A 20,315-nucleotide genomic window follows, 5' to 3' on the forward strand; every position below is an offset into this window, starting at 1 on the left:
ATGAAAAAACAATTCCTGATAGCCTGTTTAGCCTTATTAAGCTTTACAACTATCCCTTTTATATCACAGGCGCAGACCATCAAAATAAGTGGTGAAGTAAGCACACCATTAACCGTTGACGCAGCCTATCTGCAGAAATTTATCCAAACCACCGTAACACATAAAGACCGGGACGGCAAAGATCATACCTATACGGGTGTTATCCTTTCAGAAATACTGAAAGGTGCAGGCGTTACCCTGGGTCCGGAACTGAAAGGCGAAAACCTGACCAAATACCTCCTGGTAGAAGCCAGCGATGGTTACCAGGTGATCTTCGCCCTGGCCGAACTGGACAAAAGCTTTACCGACAGAACCATTATCCTGGCAGATAAGGTTGACGGATCCCCCCTCGCCCCCGCCGATGGCCCCTACCGCATTATTGTACAAGACGAAAAAAAACCCGCCCGCTGCATTAAACAGGTAACAGCCATGCAGGTTCATTTTGTGAAGTAATATTTATCACTGTCATTCTGAGCGGAGCGAAGAATCTATTTTTTTAATCCATTCGTAAATTAAATGTCCAATAATAGATCCTTCGCTCCGCTCAGGATGACAAACTTTTTTGTATTTATATTCTTTCCTTCCTCCGTCAGCAGATAAGCTTCGGACGAAAGCGGGCAGAACAATGGCGGCCTGTGCGGTTGTAAGGGCATTGCGAACCTTACCTGAAGCTGGGGCAATGAGTGAACGAAGTAGGGGTAAGGTTTGGTCCCGATAGCTATCGGGATGGTTCTGCCCGGTTTGCAGGGCAAAGGCCATGTGCGGCAAAGAAGCATTTCTGCTGACAGCCTTTTTGGTTACTTTTGTGGCGACATACGGCGAAGCCTTCTTGAGTACCAAAAAAAACAAACCACAACGAAAAACGTAACTGGCCCTCCCGCGGCTAAGAGCGGGTATGCGCCATACAACGCGATGATAGATCCTTCGCTCCGCTCAGGATGACAAATAAAAATAACTATTAACCCAATATCTCCGCAATTTCTTCAAAACCCTTTTCACGGGCCAGATCGGCGGGGAGTTTGCCGCCTTCCATGCGCACGTTGGTGATGGCGCCATGTTCCAGCAGCAGGATCAGCATATCGATATTACCATTTTGCGCAGCCGAATGTATTGGCGTAGCGCCGGCCTGTTGTTTTACATTTACTTCGGCACCGTTTTCAACCAGCAAGCGGGCAATGGCGGTATAATTACCCGCACAGGCCGAATGTATAGGAGCAACCCGGAAACCATTGTTGGATGGCAGGTTAACATCGGCACCGTTGCTTACCAGGTAACGGGCAACTGCCTCATGACCAAAATAACAAGCCAAACCCAGCGGTGTAAAACCATCAGGAGCATAATCGTTAATCGTATCGGGGGCTGTTTCTACAAAGTGGCTTACTACTTCTGTTTTTCCAGCGGCGGCGGCTTCAAAAATACTGATCTGGTTTACGTAGCGTAACAATACATCAGTAACCTCCGGCTTTTTGTAATAACATGACAACATCAATGGCGAAACCTGGTGACTGGTTAGGATAGTGGCCAGCGCGGGGCTTTGCATCAGCAAAGCTTCCAGCTTACTTAAATCGGCAGTGGTAATATATTCTTCCAGCTTTTCTATACTCATGGCGTACATTGGTGCAAGCCGCAATTACACAGGCTATGCTTTTAATATGGCTCTTTTACGAGGATCGTACCAGATGGTTTTCAATAATACTAAAAAATAAAAATACGATTAAATAATTGTTTAATCTGCTAACTTTATGTGAAGGGAATTTCGGATTTACTTTGATTTGGGATTAGCTCTCAAGTCAGAAATCCCGTGAAATTTTGTGTAAGTTTGCAGTAAAAGGATGTTACATCAGCGATGCCGGTAAAAGGAAATCAGTTTAAATCAAATAGTTTTAAGGACGATAATCAGCCCCGTCAAACGGGAAAAGCTGAAAAAGAACGAGTAGCAAAGCGCAGGCTGCCCAGCATGCCACGCCTGGATATGGAGAATGGCAAGACGGTTAAAATAGCAGGCTTACTGTCGCTTTTAATGTCGATCTTTTTCCTGATAGCTTTCACCTCCTACCTGTTCACCTGGCAGGAAGACCAGAGTTATATATCCACCACAAACGGCGGCTGGCACAACCTGGCCACCGGCAAAACCGTACAGGAAATTGCCGATACCGGCAACCCGCAGATAGCGCAAAACTGGCTGGGTAAATTTGGAGCCCTGCTCAGCAACCAGTTTATTTATGAATGGTTTGGTGTGGCATCGTTCCTGTTTGTATTCATCTTTTTTGTGATTGGTTATCGCCTGCTGTTTAAGGTAAGGCTGTTTTCCATCATCAAAACATTGGGCTATACCCTGTTTAGCATTGTTTTTATTTCCACTACTATAGCCTATTTCCACGCTTTTATTATTGATTACCCGCATTACCTGGAGGGCGGTTTTGGCTATTGGACAAACCGCTTGCTGGATGCGCAGATCGGTCCGGCGGGTACGGGTGGCTTCCTGGTATTTGCTGCCCTTACCGTACTGGTAATTGCTTATAATATTGATTTTAAACTTCCGCAACGTAAAAACAGACCGGCAGCACCAATAGCCGTTGATGAAGTATCGCCCGAGCCTGTTGAATTGACAGAGGAGGAACCCTCTGTTCCGTTAGAATGGCCGCGGGGCAATAACCGCATCAAGGAAACGCATGTAACAACCATTATGCCCGAGCCGAGGCAACAGCAGCAACCATTGGAACAAACGCCGATTTATCATGAGCCGGTTGTGCTTAAGCCTTCATCATCACATGAGCCCGAGGAAGAAACCGAGATTCCGCTTACTATTGACACCAATCGTCCACTGCCTGAACTCAATGTCGAAAAAACCGACGATGACAAGGCTAAGGACCTGGTAAGCCAATTTGGCATTTACGACCATAAGCTCGACCTGGCATCGTACAAAATGCCGCACCTGGAGCTTCTGGAGAACCATGGATCGAACAAAATATCGGTTAACGCAGAAGAGCTGGAAGCCAACAAGAACAAAATTGTTGAAACGCTGAACCATTATAACATCGAGATTGATAAGATCAAAGCTACCATCGGGCCAACAGTTACGCTGTACGAGATCATCCCTGCGCCGGGTGTACGTATCTCCAAGATCAAAAACCTGGAGGATGATATTGCCCTGAGTTTAGCCGCCCTGGGTATCCGTATCATTGCGCCAATGCCGGGCAAGGGAACCATCGGTATCGAGGTACCCAACCAGAACCCCGAAATGGTATCCATGCGGTCTATCCTATCGACAGAGAAATTCCAGAACACCACCATGGATCTGCCCATTGCTTTGGGTAAAACTATTTCCAACGAGGTATTCATTGCCGACCTGGCCAAAATGCCTCACTTACTGGTGGCGGGTGCTACCGGTCAGGGTAAATCAGTTGGTATTAACGCCATATTGGTTTCATTGCTTTACAAAAAACATCCTGCTGAGTTAAAATTTGTATTAGTCGATCCAAAAAAAGTAGAGCTCACACTCTTCCGTAAAATTGAAAGACACTTCCTGGCTAAACTACCTGATGAAGGGGATGCCATTATTACCGATACCAAGAAGGTGGTAAATACCCTCAATTCGCTTTGTATCGAGATGGATCAGCGGTACGATCTGCTAAAAGACGCACAGGTACGTAACCTGAAAGAGTACAATGCCAAATTCGTGAACCGCAAGATCAGCGATCCGGAAAAACACCGTTACCTCCCTTTCATCGTATTGGTGATTGACGAATTTGCCGATTTGATGATGACCGCCGGTAAAGAAGTAGAAATGCCGATCGCTCGTATTGCCCAGCTGGCCCGTGCCGTGGGTATACACCTGGTTATTGCCACGCAACGCCCGTCAGTTAATATCATCACGGGTACCATTAAGGCCAACTTCCCATCGCGCTTGGCATTCAGGGTATTGTCCAAGATCGACTCACGTACCATTCTTGATGCAGGTGGTGCAGATCAACTGATTGGTCGCGGGGATATGCTGTTCAGTACTGGCAGCGACCTCATCCGTTTGCAATGCGCCTTTGTGGATACACCTGAGGTTGAAGCTATATCCAACTTTATTGGCGAACAGCGCGGTTATCCTACCGCCATGTTCCTGCCAGAATATGTAGGCGAAGGTGAAACCAGCAGTGCTAAAGAATACGATCCGGATGACCGCGACCCGATGTTTGAAGAAGCAGCACGTTTGATCGTATTGCATCAGCAGGGTTCAACTTCACTTATCCAACGTAAAATGAAACTGGGTTATAACCGCGCTGGCAGAATCATTGACCAATTGGAGGCCGCAGGTATTGTAGGCGCCTTTGAAGGCAGCAAGGCTCGCGATGTGCTTTACCCTGATGAATACAGCCTGGAACGTTACCTGGAAACACTTCAAAAACCTAAAGATTAAACCTATTAAATTTTATTTGCTCTAAACCAATAACTATTCCCCCTGATAGTTGTTGACGTAAAAAACACAATGAAGAAATTATTTTTATATTCCATTTTAGCGATAAGCACTTACAGTACGGCTTTCGCACAAAAAGATACCCAGGCCAAAGCCATACTGAACCAGGTAAGTCAGAAGTACAAATCGTACGATGTGATCAAAACAGATTTTAGTTTTACGCTGGATAATCCGCAGGCAGGCGTTAAAGAAACCCAGAGCGGCACGCTAACTTCAAAAGCCAAATCCGGCAAATACAGGGTAACTTTGTATACCTCTGCCAGTGCCAAAGATGTGGATAAAGAGATCATCAACGATGGCAAAACCCAGTGGACCTACCTTAAAAAAGATAAAGAAGTACAGGTTGGCGATGCGCCAAAAGGTGGGGATGGTATCAACAATCCATCACAAATATTTACTATTTATGAGCATGGCTACAAATACCTGTACACAGGCGAACAAAAAATAGCCGGCAAAGTATACCAGGCCATTGACCTGACCCCCGAAAACGAAAAACAAAATATTTTCAAGGTTCGCCTGCTGATAGACAAAGTAAAAAAACAGATCTACAGCGCGCAACTGTTCGATAAAAACGGCAATAAATACAACTACACGGTACGCAGCTTTACACCAAATGCCCCCGTTACCGATGCCACATTTGCCTGGGATGCCAAAGCACACCCTGGTATTGAGCTTGTTGACCTGCGATAAGATTAGGTTAGACGTGATACATTTACGTTTTGATATTTAACAGAAAGAGCGATGATTTTATCATCGCTCTTTCTGTTTTTTACCATTGTCATTTCGACGAGGTACGAGGAGAAATCTTATACGCATGGACGAGCAAATTGTACAAGATTTCTCTTCGCCCCCTACGCTCAGGGCGGCCTCTGCTCATCGAAATGACAACCTTTTTATTTATTTCCGATAATTATAGATTGAAGCTAATCAACGGCGCCAAGGAAAAACGTACCACATAAAACGTCCAACGTAAAACCTAACCCCCTACTTCCCTTCCACCTTTGGAGCCCTTTTATCAGGCATGGGGCCGCGTTGGTGAATGATGAGGCCGTTCAGAAAATTACGCAGGATCTGATCGCCGCAGGGCTTAAAGTTGGGGTGGTCATCCGCGCGGAAAATAGCGCCCAGTTCCGTTTTGGTGATACGGAAGTTAACCAGTGCCAAAACTTTTACAATATCATCATCGGTAAATTTCATCGCTACACGTAGCTTTTTCATGATATCATTATTGCTCATGCTCTTCTCAGTTTTATTATCTTGAAATATCTATTTTAACTTTTTTGTTTTTGATCTTCTCGCCTTTTACAGCCTGTACCGCGCGTTCAATGCAGTTACGTTTTACGGCTACGTATGAGGCGTAATCATGAACCTCTATCAGGCCTACATCATCTTTATCCAATCCGCCTTTTTTAAGTAACAGGCCTACAATATCTATCTTATTTACTTTATCCTTTTTACCCGCAGCTATGTACAATGTGGCCCATGTCGATAACGGTGGTATCACCGGGTTTTCGGGCAATTCTTCAATCTCGGGCATTTCTTTTAAGTAAGAAGGTCTTTCATCGGGTGCCAGGATCAGGTATGATGTCCCTTTGGCATGCATACGTGCAGTACGACCGTTACGATGCGTATAAGCCTCCTCATTATGCGGTAGCTGGTAATGAACCACATGTTCAATTTCGGGAATATCCAGCCCGCGGGATGCCAAATCGGTGGTTATTAACAGCCGATGACTGCCGTTCCTAAACTTGAGCAAAGCCCGCTCGCGATCTTCCTGCTCCATCCCTCCGTGAAATATATCGTGCGGTAGGCCACGGTCATACAACAGGTCGCTAATACGTTCAACCGCTTCCCGATGATTACAGAACACCAGTGTAGCATTGTCGCCTATTTTGCAAATAAGGGCAAACAGGGCATCCAACTTATCAGCGGCTTCGGCTATAACAGCTTTTTGTTTGATATCCGGTGCGGAAGCAGCATTGGTAAGATAATCCAGTGTTGTAGGTTTTACCATACCTGTAAAAGCCGGGATCTCGTCCATTTTAGTGGCCGATGTGAGGATGCGTTTTTTAATGGCCGGCATCTGTTTAATGATGTAGGTCATATCCTCCTGGAAACCAAATTCCAGCGCTTTGTCAAACTCATCCAGTATCAGGGTGTGGATAGTGTCTGTACTAAAGCTTTCGCGGCGCAGATGATGCGCTATACGGCCTGGCGTACCAATCAATACCGCAGGCGGTTGCGACAGATTGTTCCGCTCAATTTTTACGGGATGACCACCATAGCAACAGTTTACTTTAAAACCACTGCCAATGGACTTAAAAACCTGCTCTATCTGCAAAGCCAACTCACGCGATGGCACCATAATAAGCGCCTGCACGGTAGGAATATTAGTATCCAGCAAACCCAGCAATGGCAATAAAAAACCCAGCGTTTTTCCCGAGCCCGTTGGCGATAGTAGTATTACATCGCTTTTTTTTGCGGCGCTGATAGCGGCCTCCTGCATGGGATTTAACGCGTTTATCTTAAGGTTCAGAAGAGCTTGCTTGATCATTATTTGTGCTGGAGTATGCGCAAAGATAAGCTAAATAAAATAGGCCTTTAAATTTTGTCGTGCTGAACGGAGTGAAGCATCAATTTACAGGCAATAAAAAAAGCACGTCATTGCGAGCGTAGCGTGGCAATCCCAAACTATACAGAGCGGCTCTACAAATCGGGGATTGCCACGCTACGCTCGCAATGACGCGCGAAAAACGTACTCACCACTATCGTCCTAGCTTATTCATCCACCTTCTCATCTTCCAGCTCATGGCGGGTTTCGTCTTGTATATAGGTGGCTATTTCGGCTGCCTGTTCATGGGTCAAGTCGCCAAAGCCGGTGTATTCCCATTCGCGCAGGTCGTCGTCAAAAACAATATCGCCCAAACCCACTTCTCCCTCACTTAGTTTAAATACGCCGGTTATATATAAAGTCCCTCCAGATATGGTTTGATTTACTGGCTTTATGGTGATGGTACGTTCGCCATCTTCGGTGTATAATTTATATTCTACCGCTTTGATCATCTCTTTGATTTGTTTAGATATAAGACAATCGCCAAATGATTTTGTTTATTTTATCACACTACAAATGAAGCCATTACCAACCCATAATTTGCATCACCCGCTTAAATTCGGGCTGCAAACCAGCATCAATTTGTACGGTTTCGCCGGTAACCGGATGAGTAAACTCCAGGTGCGAGGCGTGAAGCAACATGGTTTCCATATCCCAGGTTTCTTTAAATAGCTTGTTCTGCTTGTTGCAGCCGTGGGTACGGTCGCCTATTATGGGGTGAAAAATATGACTAAAGTGCTTGCGCAACTGGTGCATGCGTCCGGTAGTTGGTACAGCCTCAACCAGCGAATAGCGCGATGTAGGGTGCTTTCCCAGGGCTATATCCAGCTCGGCACGTTTTAAAGTAGTGTATTGGGTAAAAGCATCCTGTAGCGTGCCATTCTCTTTGCGCAGCGGGTAATCGATCTCTTCCTGATCGGGGGTATGCCCGCGAACAATAGCCAGGTATTTTTTACGCACCTGGTTTTCCATAAACTGCTGCTGCATGGCAATTTCAGCAGTTTTATTTAGCGCAAACAGCAATATCCCGCCGGTTTTCCTGTCGATACGGTGAGCTGGGTTTATCTTCTGACCTATCTGATCTCGCAGTAATTGCAGGGCAAACTCCGATGCATCGGCGGCTATGGGCGACCGGTGTACCAGCAAGCCGTGTGGTTTATTGATGGCGATAAGATGCTCATCGCGATATATGATCTCTAACATGCAACACTCATTCAAAACGCGAAGGTACAACGCTGCGTAACAATTTCATTTTACAAAGTATAGTTAACTAAAAAAATATTTTAAATAGTGTGCTTTTTATATCTTTAGTACCAAACTAAAATCTTTTTGCAATATGGCCACTACCTCAACCGCACCGGCAGGCAATGCCGATGATATCAACAAGGCATCAACCCGCTTATTTTCATTAGATGCCCTGCGGGGATTTGATATGTTTTGGATTATGGGCGGCGAAGAGATTTTTCATACCCTGGCCAAAACCACCAAATCGCCGTTCTGGGAGGCCATAGCACTACAATTTACCCACCCCGACTGGAACGGTTTTCATCTGTACGATCTGATATTTCCGCTGTTCCTGTTCATGGCAGGTGTATCCACGCCATTCTCGGTAGGCCGCGAACTGGAAAAGGGCAAAAGCAAAAAGCAATTAACCTTAAGAGTAATCAGAAGGGCTGCCATATTAGTGCTGCTGGGCATTGTTTACAATAATGGGCTAAACATTATGCCTATATCGCAAATACGTTTTGCCAGCGTGCTGGGCCGTATCGGTATCGCTTATATGTTTGCCAATATTATTTACATATACAGCAAAGAACGTATGCAAATGATATGGTTCTGGGTATTTATTATCGGCTATTGGCTGCTGCTCAAATTTGCTTCGGCACCGGGTTTCCCACATGGCGATTTAACTATGCAAGGCAATTTTGCCTCATATATGGACCGCCTGATATTACCCGGCAAACTGTATTTAGGTATCCATGACCCCGAAGGTTTATTCTCTACCATACCGGCTATCAGCACCGGATTACTGGGTATATTAACAGGTCAGCTCCTGAAAAAAACAGGACTGGCTCAAACCCGCAAAGTAGCCATCATGGCGGTTACCGGGGTTATATTCCTCATCATCGCACAAATCTGGAACCTCGATTTCCCGATCAATAAAAACCTGTGGACAAGCTCTTTCGTGATGCACGTCGGTGGCCTGAGCCTGCTGTTGATGGCACTGTTTTATTATATTATTGATGTACTGGGTTATAAAAAGTGGGCCTTCTTTTTTAGGGTCATCGGCATGAACTCCATCCTCATCTATATCTCCGGGCATTTTATCAAATGGCAATACACCAGCAATGCCTTTTTTGGCTGGATAGGTCAATTAATTGGTGACCCTTATAATATTGTGGTGATGGCAGTGTGCTTTATCATGGTGAAATGGGTTTTTCTTTATTACCTGTATCAGAAAAAGACATTTTTACGGGTGTGACCGTTGATGATTTTGATTGCGCTGATTTCGTTGATTATCTGAACCTTGATTTATATGATTTTTCACGAGTTAATTTTAATTGGTGTTCAAGAAGGCTCCGCCGTTAAGGGATTACCACGATTTTATCTTTTGGTAATCCCTTAATTCGAAAACTTAATCCCAGCTCAATAAAAAGACATCAGCGAAATCATCAAACAAAATCAACGGTTAAGCCACTCCTGCTGTTCCTCGGATGCAAAGAATGTCCAGGCCATGATGCGGCTAACTTTTTGTCCTTGCGACATATTGATGGTTTGCACCTCTTTGGCTCCGGCTTTTTGAAGAGCGTTGTACAAAACACGCAGGTTTTCCTTTTTTGATACCAATGAGGTAAACCATAAACATTGTTTGGCAAAGCGGGTACTTTGCGCAGCCATAGCCTTTAAAAATGCAGCCTCGCCACCTGGATACCATAATTCGGTATTCTGCCCGCCAAAGTTTAATAGCGGTTCTTCTTTGCCTTTCGCAGTATGCAAGCCAAGGTTATTCCATTTACGGCGTGATCCTTCAGCCGCTTCCCTTACAGATGCATGAAACGGCGGGTTGCACATAGTGAGATCGAAAAACTCACCGGGCTTTATGGCGAATGTAAAAATATCGGCCCGGTGTTTTTGCAGGCGTAATTCAACAGTTTTTTTCAACTGATCATTATTATCGATGATCTTTTGCGCTGATTCAATAGCTGTCTCGTCAATATCAATCCCCACAAAGCTCCAACCGTATTCTTGCACGCCAATGATGGGATAAACACAGTTGGCGCCTACACCAATATCCAGCACACGTACCTTTTTGCCTTTGCGTACTACACCTCCGTTTGATGTAGCCAATAAATCGGCCACGTAATGGATATAATCGGCGCGACCAGGTATAGGCGGACACAAATAGCCCTCCGGAATATCCCAGCCGGCAATTTGATAGTGATGCTTTAACAATGCTTTGTTCAGCATCTTTACAGCATCGGGATTGGCAAAGTTGATGGTTTGGTTATCGTACTGGTTTATTGTAACAAAAGGCCGTAAAGTCGGCGTAGCCCTCATCAGCGCTTTAAAATCGTACCCCAGGCGGTGCTGGTTACGCGGATGCATAGTTTCTTTTGCTTCGGGTTGGTTTGGGACTGATTCTGGCAAGTTGTTTATTTTATTTATGATTATCCTACAATGCTGCCCAAATTGGCAGGTGAATAGTTTATGGATTTCAGGGTTTTGTTGTCCGATGTACGGTATACTAAAAACAGCCCGTCAATCTCTTTATAGTGTGATTCGGTACCGGCTGTATTGCGGTAATGCTCAATAGTTTGGTTAGCCTCCTCGATGGTTTTGCAGGCTTTGCTCATGTTGGAGCGGTGCACCTCATCAAACAGTTCCTTAAATTTTTGACCCAGTCCAAATTCCAGTACAGCGCCTGATAGAACGTATTGCAGATCGCAAAGTGCATCGGCTATCTCAACCAGGTTATTATCATCAACGGCCTGTTGAAGCTCTTTTAACTCTTCGGCCAGCAATTCAATACGCAACTGACTGCGTTCTTTTGACGGAATAGCCGGTTCGGCAACAATAGGATGTTTAAAAGTGGTATGGAATTCGGCTACCTGGTTTAACGAGTTTAAATCTTTGATCATGATATGAAAACAATATAAGCGCTGCTAAGTTATCAATTAACCCAAAAGCTTTCAAAAAATCATTTTTCTTACATAAACGATAATATCGACTGACTCGCTCATTTTTTCACCAATTTAATTAAAATGCCAACTAATACCGGCCTATTGATAATATACAATTAATATAAGATGTTAATATTAGTGTCCTAAAAATGAATAGAATAGCTTGTTTGCTTTATTAATAATTACTTAACATTAGCTATCTTTATTAACATAAACATAATATTAAAAACACTGTTTATTAACTTAGCTTTGTGCCGAAAAATAATTTAGAACTTCCTTGTCCAGTAATATGAAAAACGATAAAAATAAAACCGCAGTTAAAGAAGCCCGTAAGACGCTTAAGAAACAATTGAACGACAAACTGTCTGCCCAAATCAAAACTGTGGTAGGCGAATTTGAATCAGATTTAAAAAAAGTGAACAAGGCCATTGAAAAAGCCGCAAAAAATCTGGCAAAAGCATTAGCTGCAAAAATAGATGCAGAAGCTCCTGCTAAAAAAGTAACCACTCCGCAAGCATTGGCTACTAAAGATAAAAAAGTAGCTACTCCACAGGCTCTTGCTGCTAAAGATAAAAAAGTAGCTACTCCACAGGCTCTTGCTGCTAAAGATAAAAAAGTAACTACTCCGCGGGCTCTTGCTACTAAAGATAAAAAATAACCAGCCCCTAAGATGTAGCTCTATGTAAGAACATTGCTATACTCAAAAAAGCAAGACATGAAATTGTCTTGCTTTTTTTGTTAACGCTATCTTAGGCCTATGCCTCGCCGGTTAGCAATCGCTAAACCCATTATTACATCAACAAGCCGCATTTCGCCTGTTTTTAGCTATCGTAGTGGTAAAGTAGTGCTCCATTAATATAATCCGCACTATTTCCGGTTTAGATTTGCTTAAAGGCATACAAAACAAATTTGTTTAAATAAATTCGTGCCTAAAGCAAGCCTGGCTGGCTAAAAGTTAATACGCGTACCTATTCATATTTCACAGTTAAACCCTTGTAAATGCAACAGCTACCTAAGCGCCTTTTATCTATCGATGTGCTGAGAGCCATCACCATGCTATTAATGATATTTGTAAATGATGCCAGCGGTGTAAAAAACATTCCCGAATGGATAGACCATGCGCCCGGTAAAGCCGATGCCATGGGCTTTGCCGATACCATATTTCCGGCGTTCCTGTTTATTGTAGGTCTGTCATTACCTTTTGCTATCAAAAACAGGCTCAACAAAGGCGATTCCTTTACCTCTATTTTAGTTTACATACTTACCCGGAGTTCCGCCTTACTGATTATGGGGTTTTATCATGTAAACCTGGAAAGTTACAGCAATACCTCCGTGTTGCCTAAAGCGCTTTGGGCCATACTCATCACGCTGGCTTTTTTCCTGATATGGTTGGATTACCCCGAAACCTTGGGCAAAGCCAAAAGATACACTTTACAGGGCCTGGGTATAGTTATACTGATTGCCATGGCCATTGTATACAAAGGAAATGACGACGGCGAAATTACCGGCATGCGACCTGAATGGTGGGGAATACTGGGCATCATTGGCTGGGCCTATCTCATATGCGCTCTAGTTTACTTACTTGCCAAAGGCAAATTAAATATCATTTTTCCGGTACTATTATTATTTGTGGCCGTCAATATAGCTCGCCATACCGGCATCATCCATAAAAGATTATTCCTCATTGGCGATGCCTCGTCCCTATGTTTAACCATGGGCGGCATTGTGATATCTGAATTATATGCTCGCCTGGTTACGCTTGGTAAAACGCAACGTATGTGGCTCATTTTTGGGCTTACCGGAGTATTACTGATCGTGCTTGGATTGGTGATACGCCCCTACACGCAAGGTATCTCTAAGATTCGCTCCACACCAGCCTGGATATTTATTTGCAGCGGTATCTCCATTCTGGTATTTGAGCTGATGATTTACCTGGTTGATGTAAAGGGAAAGAAGAACTGGTTCACATGGATCTGGCCGGCGGGTACCAGCACACTTACCTGCTATCTGATGCCTTATTTCCAGGTTTTTCTGCTGATGCTTTTTCATATTAATTATCCGGATATTTTTAATTCGGGCATTATTGGCTTAGCCCGTTCCATGGCTACCGCATTTATATTAATTGCACTGGTTGGACTCATGGAAAAAAAGCGGATCAGACTTAAAGTTTAACATATCATACTTAAACCTCATCATAAAATGATCAACCTAAAATTTTATAAACAGGCGGCAGCCAAAGCCATGCTTTGCTTATTGCCATTTTTACTGCCTGCAATTACGCTCCAGGCACAAAAAGCAGCCAAGAAACCTAAATATGTAATTATTGGGTACGTTGGCGGTTACAAAGGTGTAGCCAATATGGAAATGGTAAACCCCGAAAAATTGACCCACATTAACTACGCCTTCGTAAACGTAAAAAACAACCGGGCCTTTTTAAGTCATGAGAGAACGGATACCATCAATTTCAGGAACCTGGTGCAGCTTAAAAAGCGTAATCCTGCTCTTAAAGTGCTCATATCCATAGGCGGGTGGACCTGGAGCGGCAATTTTTCCAATGCCGTACTCACAGATACTGCCCGCGAAGCTTTTTCGGCCAGCGCAGTGGCCATCATTAAAAAATTTGACCTTGACGGTATTGATATCGACTGGGAGTACCCCGGTATGGCGGGCAACGTGGGTAATATTTATCGCCCCGAGGATAAAGTAAACTATACGCTCATGTTTAAGGCCCTACGCCATGACCTGGATATACTGGAAAAACAGGCCGGCAAAAAGCTGCTGTTGACTACTGCTGTTGGCGGTTTTAAACGTTTTTTAGATCATACCGAAATGGATAAGGCCCAGCAATATCTTGACTATATAAATCTCATGACGTATGATTATTTTCAGGATAGCTTAGGCATAGCAGTTCATCATACCAACCTATATGCATCCAAACAGTACCAGACCGAAAATTATGCAGATAAGGCCGTATCTGATTTTATTGCAGCTGGGGTGCCTGCCAGTAAACTGGTGTTGGGAGTAGCTTTCTACGGACGCTCATCGCGTGTACTGGATATCGCCCAAAACGGATTAGGAATGAAAAGAGCGGAATATATACATGTGGGCGGCTATACACTGATCAAAGACAGTCTGCTCAACCAAAAAGGCTTTAAATATTACCGCGATCGTAATGCCGAAGCACCTTACCTGTTCAATGCCAGCACCAAGCAATTTATATCATACGATGATGAATGGTCGATAAAAGCCAAATGCCATTACCTCATTAAACATAAATTGGCCGGGGTAATGTTTTGGGAATATGCTGATGATAAAAAGGAATATTTATTAAATGAGATAGATGCAAGATTGAGGGCGAGATAATATTTAAGAAAAAACTACTTATAATACTTATAGTTTGTTAAGTATTATAAGTAGTTTTTTTTATTACCGGGCTCTTAAGCCAATAAAATGATTAGCATAATCAATTAAGAATGAATTGTAGGCAAAAAATGGTAATCCTATTATTGATCTTTCAATTTTAGCTGCCGGGATCATCTTTGTACTCTGCGCCCCTCTATCTGCTATATAGGAATAGTTATATCCCTCATTAGAGATAAAACTAACATTGGTTTGATCATCTAACAATTGTGTCTGATTGCCCAGGTTCTCGGGAAAAGAAATTATAACACCTTGCGGGGTACCGCTATCAAATAACATCTCACCATTAAACGTTTGATCATCAATTGTAAATTTACCATTAACAAAAGGTGAAAAGACCAGGCCGCTGGTTGCTATGTGTTTTTGTTGTATAATAAAGTCTTGCTCCATATTGTTGGTTACTCCTACCTGTAATAGGGCCGCACTGTTTAGCTGTAAGTTACCGGCTGTTGCCTGCCCTGGAACTGTACTATCATAAAAATTGCTGTATGATCGTAATTTAAAACCCGGCGAAACGCCGTTACCAAAGTTAATGTAGGCAAATGGACTACGCATATCTCTTCGTGAGGTAACGATATCCTGAGTGGATAAACTTTGAGCTTCTACACCACATATTCCATCAAGATTAGGGTCTACCGTGGTGGCTTTACCCGTTGCTTTAACAATGCCCTTATAAATTAATAAAAATGGCATTGGCCTGGTGGTTAAATTGGCGCTGGCGTCGCCAATAACAATGCTGCCGTAGGCAATTTGACCATAATACACTCGCTCAGCACTGGGAGTATCACCATAGGTAGCAGAATCTCTGTGCGAGGTAATTGTAATACCGTTAATATCTATCTGATCCTTTCCATTCATGCTTATGCCATCCGGAGTAATTAAATTTGAAGGAATAAAGCTTTGAGCGGTAAGAATAAGCCCCTCGCTGCCGGTATCAAATACAGTTTTAATATTAACAGACTGATTACCTATTTTACTTATGGGTAATGCCAGTCGTGTGGGATATAGGTTATTGATTTTATATCCGAACAGCAAGTTTAAAGTCACAGGGTTATTAACTGTATTTTGTGTTGGTGGGGGTGGATTATCCAAACCAGGCTGCTGATTATTATCCGGACCGACATAGGTTTTAGTACAGGCAGTTAGTAATGTGACTGCAAAACAAAAGAGGATAAAGTTTTTTCTTTTAATTTTTTTTTAAATTGTTTTCATTGAACTTGGGGTATTTTTTTAACTAATTGTCCAATGATAAAACAATAACAAAAAACTTTTATGAAGAAACGATTAAGTGGCAGTAAACATCTGATTTTGACTAAATTACTTTCCGACCCGTAGCCATAATATGCTATTTTCAAACAGTTTGTTTTGGATACCAGAGGTAAATATCTGGTCGCCGTGGCCCATGTTAATGTACAGCATTTTGTATTTGGTGTTAGTCCACACTACTGGGATGTCTCCATCGCGGATAATATCTTTTTTACCCAGAGGGTAATTGCCCGGATCAAGCGTTACCAAAACTTTAATATCCTTATTTAACCGCGGACTTGGTTTCCAGCCGTACCATTCATTTATAGGTGATACAAAATGAGCTGGGATACCCTGAGTTACCGGGTGCTTAACATCATCAACCACCAACTTTGCCGGTAGTGGAGGCCAGCTGTTATTATAAAAAACCGAGCTGCCTAAAAAGCTTACAAACCAGGGCCATTTGGTATACTTATCGTTGTAGCCCGCTACGTGGAAGCCGATCCAGGCGCCACCGTTATCCATGTATTTTACAAAAGCGGCGCGCTGTTCTTCGTTCTGCGGAAAATCATTCAGCCAGATGATGAGCTGGTAATTCTTCAGGTTTTCATCATTCAGATTTTTCCAGTTGGTGGTAGCCTCAAAAGTAAAGTCATCTTTAGTCGCCAGATCGGTAAAATACTTAATGGCATCGTTGGCAAAGTCAACATGATCCGATTCGACCGTGGTGGTGTAAAGAGCCAGCATTTTAAATTTAGCGCCCTGCGCAAACGCTGCCGTACAGCAAGCAATAGCTATCAGCAGGCAAAATATTTTTTTTAACATCATCTGATTATTTACTATCAACATTATTTACCTGCAGCCCAAAAAATAGCATTAGTGACCAATTTCACCCAGGCCGGGTTATCCAACAGGTTTGGTGAATGCCCCATGAAAATATAAACGTTACGGGCCTTTTTCTGCTCGTTTGTCCAAACCACCGGATGGTCGCCCATTTTGATATCGCCTTGTGGATCATACGTCGATTCATCAACACTGGCCAGCACGTGTACATTGGATCGGGGGCTTTTATCGTAGGTATACCATTCCTCCTGTTGTATCAGGAATGAGGGGGGCACAGCTTTCATCACCGGGTGCTTTTTGTCTTCTACATTCACCTTTCCTTTGGCAAATGTGGCGATGTAATTTTTAAAGCTGATACCGCCCATAAAGTTCGAGAACCATTGCCATTCATGATAGCCATCGAACTCGCCTAAAAGCGTAGCATGATGAAAACCTACCCAACCACCCTTTCCTTCATCAATATATTTCTGAAAAGCGGCTACAGCTTTATCTGTCCAGGCATAAGGTGCATAATCCAGCTGCAGAAACAATTGATACTGGCTTAAAAAGGCATCATCTATTTTATCGGTATTTTGAATATAGTCAATAGTAAAACCTTTTTCGGTGGCCAGCTTATCCAGCCATACTTTGGCGCGTTTCGAAAAATCAATATGATGCCCGCCATTCTCGTACAAAGCCAATACTTTAAAGTGTTTGGTTTGTGCGCTAAGGTTAAGGCAAATGAATAAGCCGAGGCAAATAAATAGCAATAATTTTTTCATGTGTTTTTGTATAATGTATGTAAGGTTTTATTTATCCATAATGGTTTTAAACGAGGTAAGCAGCGTACGCGAATTGTTATTTAACCCGGTAAACAACTTTTTATCCTCTGCCGACCAAGGGTGGCCCTGGCGGTAATCCCACCAGCGGTATTCAATTTTGGAGTATTCATTTGTGATACCCTTTTCTATAGGCTTTTCGTAATAATTATAAGCGCGATAGGTATACCCCGTATCACTTATCGCGATAGCCACATTGAATTTTAACCAATAATAATTTCCCGAATCGCTGGTGACTACTTTAAACAATCCAAAGCCATTAATGGTTCCGGCTTGTTGATCGATAACAGCTTTACTCTCCGATTGATCCGGAAATACGGTATTGAACCATTTACTTGCCCGCTTCAGCAATTCGGCTTTACCGGCTATGTTTTTTGAAGTGCTTTCATAATTCACTTTCCCATTTTTCATGGGGATATCAATCTTCGCGGTATCTGCCTGGGCAAATGCAAATGCCGGCAATACTAAACAGCATAACATGAAGCAGAGGATAATAATCGGATTTCTTTTCATATAGGTTATAGGTAATCAAATGAAGGCCTCTACGTCAGCGGCCCTACAGCAATCAAATATCTTAATTTGCCCTTGTAAAAAGCCGTTATAGCTGCCCTACTTTACCACTACGATACACTGATTGCCGTTTTTGGACAAAAAGTTTCTCCTATAATTGCCCGACCTAAACCTAAGGTCATGCTATGAAAACATTTAAAATTACATCTATCATTTTACTATTCGTTGTTGGCAATTCGCTCATTAGTGTTGCACAAAATAAACACCCGCGTTTCCGGGCTATTGCCATTGCCGAAGTTGGCGGCGGACATGCCCTGTTTGATGCAGCCGCCAAAATATGGTTGGATAAGCTGGCTATCGACAGTAATTTCACCATTGATTATATTACCGATACCAAGCCCATAACCAAAGATTTTTTAAAGCAATATCAATTGTTTATCCAGCTAGATTACCCGCCTTACCCCTGGGGACCGGAAGCCCAGGCAGCTTTTACCGAGTACCTGGAACAGGGTAAAGGCGGCTGGATGGGTTTTCATCACCCCACACTGCTGGGTGTGTTTGATGGTTACCCTATGTGGCAATGGTATTGCCAGTTTATGGGTGGCATTGAATTTAAAGACACCATACATGGCGGCACCACCGCGCTGCTTACTGTTGAGGACAAAAACCACCCTATTATGGCTGGCCTACCGGCATCGTTCACTACCAAAGATGAATGGTATACGTACAATAAAAGTCCGCGCCCCAATGTGCATGTACTGGCCAGCATTGACGAAAAAACCTATGTGCCCGACAAGCCCATCAAAATGGGCGATCACCCGGTGATTTGGACCAACGAGCACATCAAAGCCAAAAACATATACATAGCCATGGGGCACTTCCCCGAGCTTTTTCAGGACAGCACCTTTACTACCCTCGTGAGAAACACGATATTCTGGGCAGTGAAGGTTAATTAGTGAATTATTGATTCCGGAGCTGTTCTGCTGACGGGAAAAGAAGAGAGGACCTTATACAACTATTTTTGTCATCCTAAACAGAGCGAAGGATCTATTCTTCAACAAGTATGGCGTATACCCGCTCTTGGCCGCGGGAGGGCCAGTTACTTTTGTCGCCACAAAAGTAACCAAAAAGGCTTCAGCAGAAATGCTTCTTTGCGCTCGTGGCCTTTGCCCCGCAAATCAGACAGAACCAGGGCTGCAATTATTTTGCCCCACTTCGTTCCCTCATCTCCCAGGCTTCAGCAAAAACTTGCTAAGCCCCACAGCCGCACAAGCCACCATTGTTCTGCCCGCTTTCGCCCGAAGCTTATCTGATGATGGGGGAAGAAAAATCACTAATTCACTAAATCAACAATTCACTAATTACTCTTCGCTGCCCACAAAATCGCATCCCTCACCAATACCCCATAATTTGGATTTTGCAGCAATACCGGTGAATGCCCTATGCCTATGTATACCACCCGCCGAAAATGCTCGTTTGTCCAGATGATGGGATGGTCGCCCATCGGTTTCACTTGTTTGTAGGAAGATTCATCGGCAGTAGCCAGCACATGCACCTCGCCGCGTGGGCTTCTATTGTACTCGTACCATTCGTCCTCAATTTCCATTTTGGCAGGCAGATTCCTGGTAACCGGATGCCTGCGATCTTCGATAATTACTGTCCCTTTCTGAAAGGCCGGGTGTGGTGAATAAACCACATTACCCATCATGCTCTCAAACCATTGCCAATAGCGGGTATTAGGCGCCAGGAAATCTTTCCCGGTTAAACCGGCAGCATGAATACCAACCCAGCCTTTACCTTGTTCTACAAAGCGCTGCAGGGCGTCCTGCTGCTGGTATGACATATCAAAAGGAGCCAATTGCACCATGACGAACACCGCATAGTTTTTCAGATTTGCATCATTGATCTTACTGGTATCATCGGTAATATTTATAGTGAAGTGGCTTTCCTTCGCCAGTTTTTCCAGGAAAGGTTTAGCGGCCATCATCATTTTTTCATGATCATCCGAACGCGACAATACCGCCAGCGCCCGAAATTTTGTGGTTTGGGCGTAAGCTCCGGTAAAGGCAAAAAACAGGTAAATGATAATGCCGGTAATGAGCTGCTTGAGTAATTGAAAATACATGATCTGTAATTTTATAGAATGTGAAAGGTGTTTTGAGCGCTTTCAAATGTCAGCACAA

The 20,315-nt window shown here is 43.5% G+C and carries 21 protein-coding genes; 8 read left to right on the plus strand and 13 right to left on the minus strand.

The window, feature by feature from the left end:
* Positions 1-492 (plus strand): molybdopterin-dependent oxidoreductase, encoded by a 492-nt coding sequence (locus tag FHW89_RS16875; protein ID WP_172336235.1) that lies wholly within the window; start codon positions 1-3, stop codon positions 490-492.
* A 12-nt stretch (positions 493-504) separates the two neighbouring features.
* Here the strand turns inward: FHW89_RS16875 and FHW89_RS16880 are convergent, their stop codons facing one another.
* Both FHW89_RS16880 and FHW89_RS16885 read right to left on the minus strand, forming a co-directional pair.
* Complete coding sequence (locus FHW89_RS16880) at positions 505-888, minus strand: hypothetical protein (RefSeq protein WP_172336236.1); 384 nt, start codon at positions 886-888, stop codon at positions 505-507.
* Positions 889-997: 109 nt separating this feature from the next.
* A complete protein-coding gene (locus FHW89_RS16885; RefSeq protein WP_172336237.1) occupies positions 998-1,645 on the minus strand; it encodes an ankyrin repeat domain-containing protein in 648 nt (215 codons plus the stop codon).
* Between the two features lie 240 nt (positions 1,646-1,885).
* Between FHW89_RS16885 and FHW89_RS16890 the strand changes: the two genes are divergently transcribed.
* Positions 1,886-4,447 carry a DNA translocase FtsK 4TM domain-containing protein gene (locus tag FHW89_RS16890; protein ID WP_172336238.1) on the plus strand — a complete coding sequence of 854 codons (2,562 nt, stop codon included), beginning with the start codon at positions 1,886-1,888 and terminating at the stop codon, positions 4,445-4,447.
* Positions 4,448-4,516: 69 nt separating this feature from the next.
* Positions 4,517-5,194, plus strand: a complete 678-nt coding sequence (locus FHW89_RS16895; RefSeq protein WP_172336239.1) for an outer membrane lipoprotein carrier protein LolA — start codon at positions 4,517-4,519, stop codon at positions 5,192-5,194.
* Positions 5,195-5,488: 294 nt separating this feature from the next.
* On the opposite strand, the gene FHW89_RS16900 is transcribed toward FHW89_RS16895, so the two are convergent.
* The 4 genes from FHW89_RS16900 to FHW89_RS16915 form a co-directional block, all read right to left on the minus strand.
* Positions 5,489-5,740: a DUF1456 family protein gene (locus FHW89_RS16900; RefSeq protein ID WP_172336240.1), complete on the minus strand. Its 252-nt coding sequence runs from the start codon at positions 5,738-5,740 to the stop codon at positions 5,489-5,491.
* A gap of 16 nt (positions 5,741-5,756) precedes the next feature.
* A complete protein-coding gene (locus tag FHW89_RS16905; protein WP_172336241.1) occupies positions 5,757-7,058 on the minus strand; it encodes a DEAD/DEAH box helicase in 1,302 nt (433 codons plus the stop codon).
* A gap of 224 nt (positions 7,059-7,282) precedes the next feature.
* The gene (locus tag FHW89_RS16910) at positions 7,283-7,567 is read right to left on the minus strand and encodes a hypothetical protein (protein WP_172336242.1); all 285 of its coding nucleotides are present in this window, start codon (positions 7,565-7,567) and stop codon (positions 7,283-7,285) included.
* A gap of 73 nt (positions 7,568-7,640) precedes the next feature.
* Positions 7,641-8,318 carry a pseudouridine synthase gene (locus FHW89_RS16915; RefSeq protein ID WP_172336243.1) on the minus strand — a complete coding sequence of 226 codons (678 nt, stop codon included), beginning with the start codon at positions 8,316-8,318 and terminating at the stop codon, positions 7,641-7,643.
* Positions 8,319-8,451: 133 nt separating this feature from the next.
* On the opposite strand from FHW89_RS16915, the gene FHW89_RS16920 reads away from it, so the two are divergent.
* A complete protein-coding gene (locus FHW89_RS16920; RefSeq protein ID WP_172336244.1) occupies positions 8,452-9,597 on the plus strand; it encodes an acyltransferase family protein in 1,146 nt (381 codons plus the stop codon).
* Positions 9,598-9,797: 200 nt separating this feature from the next.
* Here FHW89_RS16920 and rlmF read toward each other — a convergent pair whose 3' ends face one another.
* On the minus strand, positions 9,798-10,763 hold the full coding sequence (gene rlmF, locus FHW89_RS16925) for a 23S rRNA (adenine(1618)-N(6))-methyltransferase RlmF (protein ID WP_253952256.1): 966 nt from the start codon (positions 10,761-10,763) through the stop codon (positions 9,798-9,800).
* A 20-nt stretch (positions 10,764-10,783) separates the two neighbouring features.
* Positions 10,784-11,254 (minus strand): nucleoside triphosphate pyrophosphohydrolase family protein, encoded by a 471-nt coding sequence (locus FHW89_RS16930; protein WP_216650602.1) that lies wholly within the window; start codon positions 11,252-11,254, stop codon positions 10,784-10,786.
* Positions 11,255-11,585: 331 nt separating this feature from the next.
* Here FHW89_RS16930 and FHW89_RS16935 point away from each other — a divergent pair, with 331 nt between their 5' ends.
* The 3 genes from FHW89_RS16935 to FHW89_RS16945 all read left to right on the plus strand — a co-directional run bounded on the left by FHW89_RS16935 (position 11,586) and on the right by FHW89_RS16945 (position 14,659).
* Positions 11,586-11,954 (plus strand): hypothetical protein, encoded by a 369-nt coding sequence (locus FHW89_RS16935; RefSeq protein ID WP_172336245.1) that lies wholly within the window; start codon positions 11,586-11,588, stop codon positions 11,952-11,954.
* Positions 11,955-12,295: 341 nt separating this feature from the next.
* Entirely contained in the window at positions 12,296-13,468 is a 1,173-nt protein-coding gene (locus tag FHW89_RS16940; protein ID WP_172336246.1) for a DUF5009 domain-containing protein, read from the plus strand.
* A gap of 27 nt (positions 13,469-13,495) precedes the next feature.
* Positions 13,496-14,659, plus strand: coding sequence for a glycoside hydrolase family 18 protein (locus FHW89_RS16945; protein WP_253952257.1), 1,164 nt, complete (start codon positions 13,496-13,498; stop codon positions 14,657-14,659).
* A 63-nt stretch (positions 14,660-14,722) separates the two neighbouring features.
* Here the strand turns inward: FHW89_RS16945 and FHW89_RS16950 are convergent, their stop codons facing one another.
* The 4 genes from FHW89_RS16950 to FHW89_RS16965 form a co-directional block, all read right to left on the minus strand.
* On the minus strand, positions 14,723-15,763 hold the full coding sequence (locus FHW89_RS16950) for a hypothetical protein (RefSeq protein WP_172336247.1): 1,041 nt from the start codon (positions 15,761-15,763) through the stop codon (positions 14,723-14,725).
* Between the two features lie 270 nt (positions 15,764-16,033).
* Entirely contained in the window at positions 16,034-16,789 is a 756-nt protein-coding gene (locus FHW89_RS16955) for a ThuA domain-containing protein (protein WP_172336248.1), read from the minus strand.
* 20 nt (positions 16,790-16,809) lie between these two features.
* Positions 16,810-17,565, minus strand: coding sequence for a ThuA domain-containing protein (locus FHW89_RS16960; RefSeq protein WP_172336249.1), 756 nt, complete (start codon positions 17,563-17,565; stop codon positions 16,810-16,812).
* A 27-nt stretch (positions 17,566-17,592) separates the two neighbouring features.
* Positions 17,593-18,135: a DUF4468 domain-containing protein gene (locus FHW89_RS16965; protein ID WP_172336250.1), complete on the minus strand. Its 543-nt coding sequence runs from the start codon at positions 18,133-18,135 to the stop codon at positions 17,593-17,595.
* Between the two features lie 182 nt (positions 18,136-18,317).
* Here FHW89_RS16965 and FHW89_RS16970 point away from each other — a divergent pair, with 182 nt between their 5' ends.
* Positions 18,318-19,088, plus strand: a complete 771-nt coding sequence (locus FHW89_RS16970) for a ThuA domain-containing protein (RefSeq protein WP_172336251.1) — start codon at positions 18,318-18,320, stop codon at positions 19,086-19,088.
* A gap of 401 nt (positions 19,089-19,489) precedes the next feature.
* Here the strand turns inward: FHW89_RS16970 and FHW89_RS16975 are convergent, their stop codons facing one another.
* Positions 19,490-20,257, minus strand: coding sequence for a ThuA domain-containing protein (locus FHW89_RS16975; protein WP_172336252.1), 768 nt, complete (start codon positions 20,255-20,257; stop codon positions 19,490-19,492).
* Positions 20,258-20,315: the final 58 nt, after the last annotated feature.

The sequence above is a fragment of the Mucilaginibacter sp. SG564 genome (assembly GCF_013149275.1).
Classification (GTDB): domain Bacteria; phylum Bacteroidota; class Bacteroidia; order Sphingobacteriales; family Sphingobacteriaceae; genus Mucilaginibacter.

Coding starts and splice junctions, on each gene's coding strand:
- FHW89_RS16875 (WP_172336235.1), top strand. CDS start 1: ATGAAAAAACAATTCCTGATAGCCTGTTTAGCCTTATTAAGCTTTACA.
- FHW89_RS16885 (WP_172336237.1), bottom strand. CDS start 1,645: ATGAGTATAGAAAAGCTGGAAGAATATATTACCACTGCCGATTTAAGT.
- FHW89_RS16890 (WP_172336238.1), top strand. CDS start 1,886: ATGCCGGTAAAAGGAAATCAGTTTAAATCAAATAGTTTTAAGGACGAT.
- FHW89_RS16895 (WP_172336239.1), top strand. CDS start 4,517: ATGAAGAAATTATTTTTATATTCCATTTTAGCGATAAGCACTTACAGT.
- FHW89_RS16900 (WP_172336240.1), bottom strand. CDS start 5,740: ATGAGCAATAATGATATCATGAAAAAGCTACGTGTAGCGATGAAATTT.
- FHW89_RS16905 (WP_172336241.1), bottom strand. CDS start 7,058: ATGATCAAGCAAGCTCTTCTGAACCTTAAGATAAACGCGTTAAATCCC.
- FHW89_RS16910 (WP_172336242.1), bottom strand. CDS start 7,567: ATGATCAAAGCGGTAGAATATAAATTATACACCGAAGATGGCGAACGT.
- FHW89_RS16915 (WP_172336243.1), bottom strand. CDS start 8,318: ATGTTAGAGATCATATATCGCGATGAGCATCTTATCGCCATCAATAAA.
- FHW89_RS16920 (WP_172336244.1), top strand. CDS start 8,452: ATGGCCACTACCTCAACCGCACCGGCAGGCAATGCCGATGATATCAAC.
- FHW89_RS16930 (WP_216650602.1), bottom strand. CDS start 11,254: ATGATCAAAGATTTAAACTCGTTAAACCAGGTAGCCGAATTCCATACC.
- FHW89_RS16935 (WP_172336245.1), top strand. CDS start 11,586: ATGAAAAACGATAAAAATAAAACCGCAGTTAAAGAAGCCCGTAAGACG.
- FHW89_RS16940 (WP_172336246.1), top strand. CDS start 12,296: ATGCAACAGCTACCTAAGCGCCTTTTATCTATCGATGTGCTGAGAGCC.
- FHW89_RS16945 (WP_253952257.1), top strand. CDS start 13,496: ATGATCAACCTAAAATTTTATAAACAGGCGGCAGCCAAAGCCATGCTT.
- FHW89_RS16955 (WP_172336248.1), bottom strand. CDS start 16,789: ATGATGTTAAAAAAAATATTTTGCCTGCTGATAGCTATTGCTTGCTGT.
- FHW89_RS16960 (WP_172336249.1), bottom strand. CDS start 17,565: ATGAAAAAATTATTGCTATTTATTTGCCTCGGCTTATTCATTTGCCTT.
- FHW89_RS16965 (WP_172336250.1), bottom strand. CDS start 18,135: ATGAAAAGAAATCCGATTATTATCCTCTGCTTCATGTTATGCTGTTTA.
- FHW89_RS16970 (WP_172336251.1), top strand. CDS start 18,318: ATGAAAACATTTAAAATTACATCTATCATTTTACTATTCGTTGTTGGC.
- FHW89_RS16975 (WP_172336252.1), bottom strand. CDS start 20,257: ATGTATTTTCAATTACTCAAGCAGCTCATTACCGGCATTATCATTTAC.